The 5,228-nt window shown below is 59.5% G+C and carries 6 protein-coding genes; all 6 read right to left on the reverse strand.

Going from position 1 to position 5,228, the window contains the following annotated elements; translation table 11 throughout:
- Positions 1–1,095, reverse strand: a 1,095-nt coding sequence (gene fliF / locus AAC083_RS10080; RefSeq protein ID WP_181364708.1) for a flagellar basal-body MS-ring/collar protein FliF, incomplete at its 3' end; no start/stop codon positions are given.
- 46 nt (positions 1,096–1,141) lie between these two features.
- On the reverse strand, positions 1,142–1,459 hold the full coding sequence (gene fliE / locus AAC083_RS10085; RefSeq protein ID WP_042034112.1) for a flagellar hook-basal body complex protein FliE: 318 nt from the start codon (positions 1,457–1,459) through the stop codon (positions 1,142–1,144).
- 429 nt (positions 1,460–1,888) lie between these two features.
- On the reverse strand, positions 1,889–2,674 hold the full coding sequence (gene befA, locus AAC083_RS10090) for a beta cell expansion factor BefA (protein ID WP_108536513.1): 786 nt from the start codon (positions 2,672–2,674) through the stop codon (positions 1,889–1,891).
- Positions 2,675–2,855: 181 nt separating this feature from the next.
- Positions 2,856–3,281 (reverse strand): glutaredoxin-dependent arsenate reductase, encoded by a 426-nt coding sequence (gene arsC / locus AAC083_RS10095; protein ID WP_108536514.1) that lies wholly within the window; start codon positions 3,279–3,281, stop codon positions 2,856–2,858.
- A 61-nt stretch (positions 3,282–3,342) separates the two neighbouring features.
- Complete coding sequence (arsB, locus tag AAC083_RS10100; RefSeq protein ID WP_108536515.1) at positions 3,343–4,407, reverse strand: ACR3 family arsenite efflux transporter; 1,065 nt, start codon at positions 4,405–4,407, stop codon at positions 3,343–3,345.
- A gap of 133 nt (positions 4,408–4,540) precedes the next feature.
- Positions 4,541–5,228: ArsA-related P-loop ATPase (locus AAC083_RS10105; RefSeq protein ID WP_308811004.1), on the reverse strand; the 688-nt coding region annotated here is incomplete at its 5' end.

Here is a 5,228-nt window from a genome sequence, read left to right on the forward strand (position 1 = left end):
ATCCAGTTCAAAGTTGCGGGTCGCCTCCTTGCGGGAGCGGCCAGAAGCCGCGGCGCTGGCACCATCAGCTGCGGCGGTCTGCTCGGGAATGTTGGAGGCGGCAGGCGGCTGGTTGGAGAGGGCACCTGGTATACCACCGCCGCCATTGGCGCTGTTCTCTTCCAGGGTCATCTCGGAGCGCACGGCCGGCAGGTCCGGGTTGAAGGTCCTGCGGGTCTGTTCCTGCTGGGAGAAATCGAGGGAGAGGTCGACCTCCGCCGTATAATTGTCGGCGCCAAGCACGGGGATCAGAATGGCGTCAATTTTTTGTTTGTACTCCACCTCCTGCCTCTGCTGCATCGCAAACTCCTTGCGAGTCTGGGCAGAGATGGGATCCTGGGAACCCGAGTTGAGCAAGCGGCCGTTCTGATCGGTCACGGTGACACGAGTCGGCTCGAGGCCATGCACGGCAGAGGCGACCATGTCGACGATGGAGTCCACTTCCCCCTGGCCGAGGGCGTTGCCCTTGAGGCTCAGCACCACAGTCGCACTGGGCCTGCGCTCGTTGCGAGCGAACACGTTGTCCTTGGGAATTGCCAACAGCACCTGGGCCTTGGCCACGTTCTGGAACTGCTCGATGGCGCTCGCCAGCTGACGCTCGCGGCTCAGTTTGAGGCGCTCCGTCTCCATGCGCTGGCTGACGCCAAAGCTGGAGTCCTTGAGCAGAATGGACTCGCCATCGTTGCTGGCATCGGTATTGCTGGCAAGGCCGGCACGAGTCAGGCGCAGGCGGATATCCGCATATCTTTCGGCTCTAACCAGCACGCTCTTGCCATCCACCTCATAGGGGATCCGCTGCTGATCGAGGAAATCGAGGGTCTTGACCAACTCCTGGGTGGTAAAGGTGCCGAGGGGACGCATGTCCGGCTCCTTGCCCCACAGCAGGATAAACACCGCAATGGCCAGACAGATGGCAAGCCCCAGGATCAGGGTGATTTGCCGCAGCACATCGGTGTTGGACAGGAAGCCGAGTGCGGAACTCTTCTGCTCATTCTCATCGAGGGCGGCAGTGCCCTCATCGTTCATCAGCAGGTCGCCGTTTTGGTCATTAGCCACGATTTATGTCCTTATTGCTGACATCTTCATGATGTTCAGTAATCACTTATACCGGCATGTTCATGATGGTCTTGTAGGCATCGACCATCTTGTTGCGCACCTGTACCGTTGCTTCGAAAGCAATAGAGGATTTTTGGCCGGCGATCATCACATCGGACAGATCGACTGACTTGTCGCCCATATCGAAACGGGTACGCAGATCATTGGCCGCGCCTTGCAGCTCGTTGACGTTGCCGAGCGCCTGCTGCAGCAACTGACCAAAGTCAGAAGTGACCTCACGGCCGGGCTGTGCCAGCGGCGTGGCACCCGCTTCGATCTTGAGTGCCTGCATCTCTTGCATCAGGCTGCTTGCACTAATTTCCATATCTCATCCCCAGACAAATCATTGACGCTGGCATCCAATAAGCAATTAGAGTGCCAAGACACTTAGAGTGTGGTGAGAATGAGTGGCCAGACCAGGATAGGCGGGTTCGACAAGTGCCAGTGGCTCTGATTAAATCCGGCGCAGGTGCCTAATGCAAGTCAGTTAAGATAGTTTGAGTCCCAACCCGCGAGGTATAAGGGCTAAAGAGTGAGGGAGGCATGATGCCTCCCTCTTTTTTTATTGAGTACCAGTCAGGGCAAAGGTGTCAGCCCTATTGAGGCGTTCACCCAGGCACCGTTCCCGTTATTCAAAATTAAGAACATTTAGTCACATAAAATGATTAACTAACTGACATTGCCGCCATGCGGGCCTTGATAGACAGATGATGGTAACGCCATTACCTGCTTTGATCAGCCGATAACGACACCGTTACCGGCTCTTTTCCGTCAGATCCTCATCTATCCAGTATTTGGATCCCGAGATGTTGGCATCGAGCAGCAAGCCCTTCTCGCCGATCTGGTAGATGGCCATGCCGCCGTTGTATTTGGCGGTCAGCTCGGCGCTCTCTTTGCCTGCCACCACGCCCACTTCCGAGGTGGCTTCCCAGCCCTGGGTCACAAAGGCATCGAATCTGGCCTTGTCTTCAAACAGGATCACCTGCTGATAGAACTTGCCCCCGATCCCGGCCGCAAGCCCCGCGCCAAACATCTTCATATAGGTGTATTCGCCACTGTTACGATTGACCGCGACGCCAGCCCCCTGGTTGGTATGGAGCATCAGGGAGAATTTGCGCGAATCGAACACCGCATAGCCATAGGCCTTGTCAAACAACAACTTGGCGGAAGGCTGCTCGTTGAACAGTCGCACCAGCGCAGTATCGGCCATGGTATTGAGCGCCACCCTTGCCTCTTGCGCCGTCTTGGGATTCAACATCTCGTCAAGCTTCTTGTCAGCGACCTTCAGCCACTCCTTGCCGGTCGCTATGCTCTTGTCAGTCCAGACTCCGGCAGTATTGAACGCCTCCTCCCCCCAGGCCGAGATGGAGGCCCAGCTCTTCTTGGAGAAGTCACTGACATCCTGCCACACCTCCTTGCCTGTTTCGCTCACCGCGGTACCAAGATCGGAGGCGGCAGCCTTCAGCTTCGCCCAATCGGCCAGACCGGGGGTCGACGCCAGTGCCAGCGTCGTTGCAATCACCAGGAATCGAATTTTCATGCTGCTATCTACCCTCTGTGATGAGTCGATAGTCACAGTAGCAGATTTGGATGAAGCCGGATAAGGCGGTGCTCACGGCGCGGTCAACGAGTGACGCGGCCCTGGCAGCTACACCTGTGCACGAGGGCGCCAGGCGCCCTCGTGGTCATTATCATGTCTGCGCTACGCCTGAGCGCGGGTACTACTTGAGGCGCTTGCCACTTTCATCCACCACCTGCTCGCCATCCTCCTTGGCGAAGTCCCCTTGTTGCCGGGAGGGCAGAATATCGAGCACCAGTTCCGACGGACGGCACAATTTGGTGCCAAGGGGCGTCACGACGATGGGACGGTTGATAAGGATCGGATGGGCCAACATGGCATCGATAAGCGATTCATCGCTGAAGCGATCTTCCGCCAGCCCGAGCGCCTCGTAGGGGGGCACGTTCTTGCGCAGCAGCTCGCGCACCGGCATGCCCATGGCGGCGATCAGCGTCACCAGCTGCTCGCGGGAGGGGGGCGTCTCCAGATAGTGGATCACGGTGGGCTCCACGCCGCTGTTGCGAATGAGCTCCAGGGTGTTGCGGGAGGTGCCACATTCCGGGTTGTGATAGATGGTGATTGCACTCATTTACGTGTCTCTCATTAATCAAGTGAATAGAAAATGGATAGCATCAGTTAGCGGCCATCTGTTAACGGCTCAGCCCCGCCTCGTACCAGGGTTTGCTGGCGTTGACGACGCGCACCACCAGCAGCATGACAGGCACCTCGATCAGCACGCCGACCACGGTGGCGAGCGCGGCGCCAGAGTGAAAGCCGAACAGGCTGATGGCGGCGGCCACCGCCAGCTCGAAGAAGTTGGAGGCACCGATCAGGGCAGAGGGGCCGGCAACCGAGTGCTTCTCCCCCACCTTGCGGTTGAGCCAGTAAGCCAATCCTGAGTTGAACAGCACCTGGATCAGGATCGGCACCGCCAACAGGGCGATGACCAGCGGCTGCTCTATGATGGCGTTGCCCTGAAAGGCGAACAGCAGCACCAGGGTGAGCAAAAGGGCCGCCACCGACCAGGGTTGGATACGGGTCATGACACCATCGAAACTGTCCTGCCCCTTTCGCAGCAACGCCTTGCGCAGCAGCTGGGCAATGATGACCGGAATGACGATATAGAGCACCACAGAGGTGAGCAGGGTATCCCACGGCACGACTATGCTGGAGACCCCGAGCAGCAGCGCCACCAGCGGCGCGAAAGCAAACACCATGATGAGGTCGTTCACCGCCACCTGCGACAGGGTGAAGTAAGGATCGCCGTTGGTGAGGCGACTCCAGACAAACACCATGGCGGTGCAAGGGGCCGCCGCCAGCAGGATCAGCCCCGCCACGTAGCTGTCAAGCTGATCCGTCGGCAGCCAGTCGGCAAACAGCACGCGGATAAAAAGCCAGCCGAGGAAGGCCATGGAGAAGGGCTTGACCAGCCAGTTGATAAAGAGGGTGACGCCAATTCCCTTCATGTGGCCCTTCACCTGATGCAGGGCGCCAAAGTCGATCTTGAGCAGCATGGGGATGATCATCACCCAGATAAGCAGCCCCACCGGCAGGTTGACCCTGGCCACCTCCATGGCACCGATCGCCTTGAACAGATCCGGCAACCCCTGCCCGAGGCCAATCCCCACCACAATACAGAGGGCGACCCAGGCGGTCAGATAACGTTCAAAAAAGCCGATGGCAGGCACTGCCTTGGCATCACATATTGCAGACATCACAGCTCCCGATACGGCGCAATCCCGCATCTCACATTTGTTCAAAACAAGGTTCAAAAAAGGTTAAAAACACGGGTTCATAACAAGTTAACGGCATAGCCAAGCCGCCCCGACAGCGGGCCGGGGCGGCAATTCAGTGGTGCTGGCAGAGGCGGCGCAGGGCATCCGGCCCCACCGGTTCCTCGGCGAGCAGCGGCACCACGGCGTAGCGGCTGGCATGCTGCTGCTCGACCGCCTCGATATGGGGCAACTGACGCTCGGCCCGCAGTTGCAGCAACGGCGAGCTGACCGCAGCTTGCTGCAAGCTGTGGTTGATAAGCCAGCCCCAGGGCTCGATGCCGGCGCGGCGCAGATCGGCTTGCAGAGTTGCCGCCTCCTGCACTGGCGTGGGCTCGGGCAGGGTAACGATCAGCACCTTGGTCTGCTTGGGGTCCTGCAACTGCATCATGGGCGTGGTGAAGTGCATCCCCTTGCCGCCCATCTGACGAGCTATCTCCCTGTGGTAGGCGCCGGTGGCGTCGAGCAGCAGCAGGGTGTGGCCGGTGGGGGCGGTATCCATCACCACGAAGCGCTTGCCCGCCTCGCGGATGATGCGCGAGAAGGCCTGAAACACGGCGATCTCCTCGGTGCAGGGGGAGCGCAAGTCCTCCTCCAGCAGTGCCCGCCCCTGCTCGTCCAGCGCGGCCCCCTTGGTGGCCAGCACCTGGGCGCGGTAACGCCCGGTCTCGGCGTGGGGGTCGATGCGGCTCACCTCAAGATGAGGCAAGGCGCCTGCCAGCGTCTCGCTCAGGTGCGCGGCAGGATCCGAGGTGGTGAGGTGC

Origin of the sequence: Aeromonas sp. HMWF014 (assembly GCF_963878295.1) — a bacterium.
Taxonomy (GTDB): domain Bacteria; phylum Pseudomonadota; class Gammaproteobacteria; order Enterobacterales; family Aeromonadaceae; genus Aeromonas; species Aeromonas popoffii.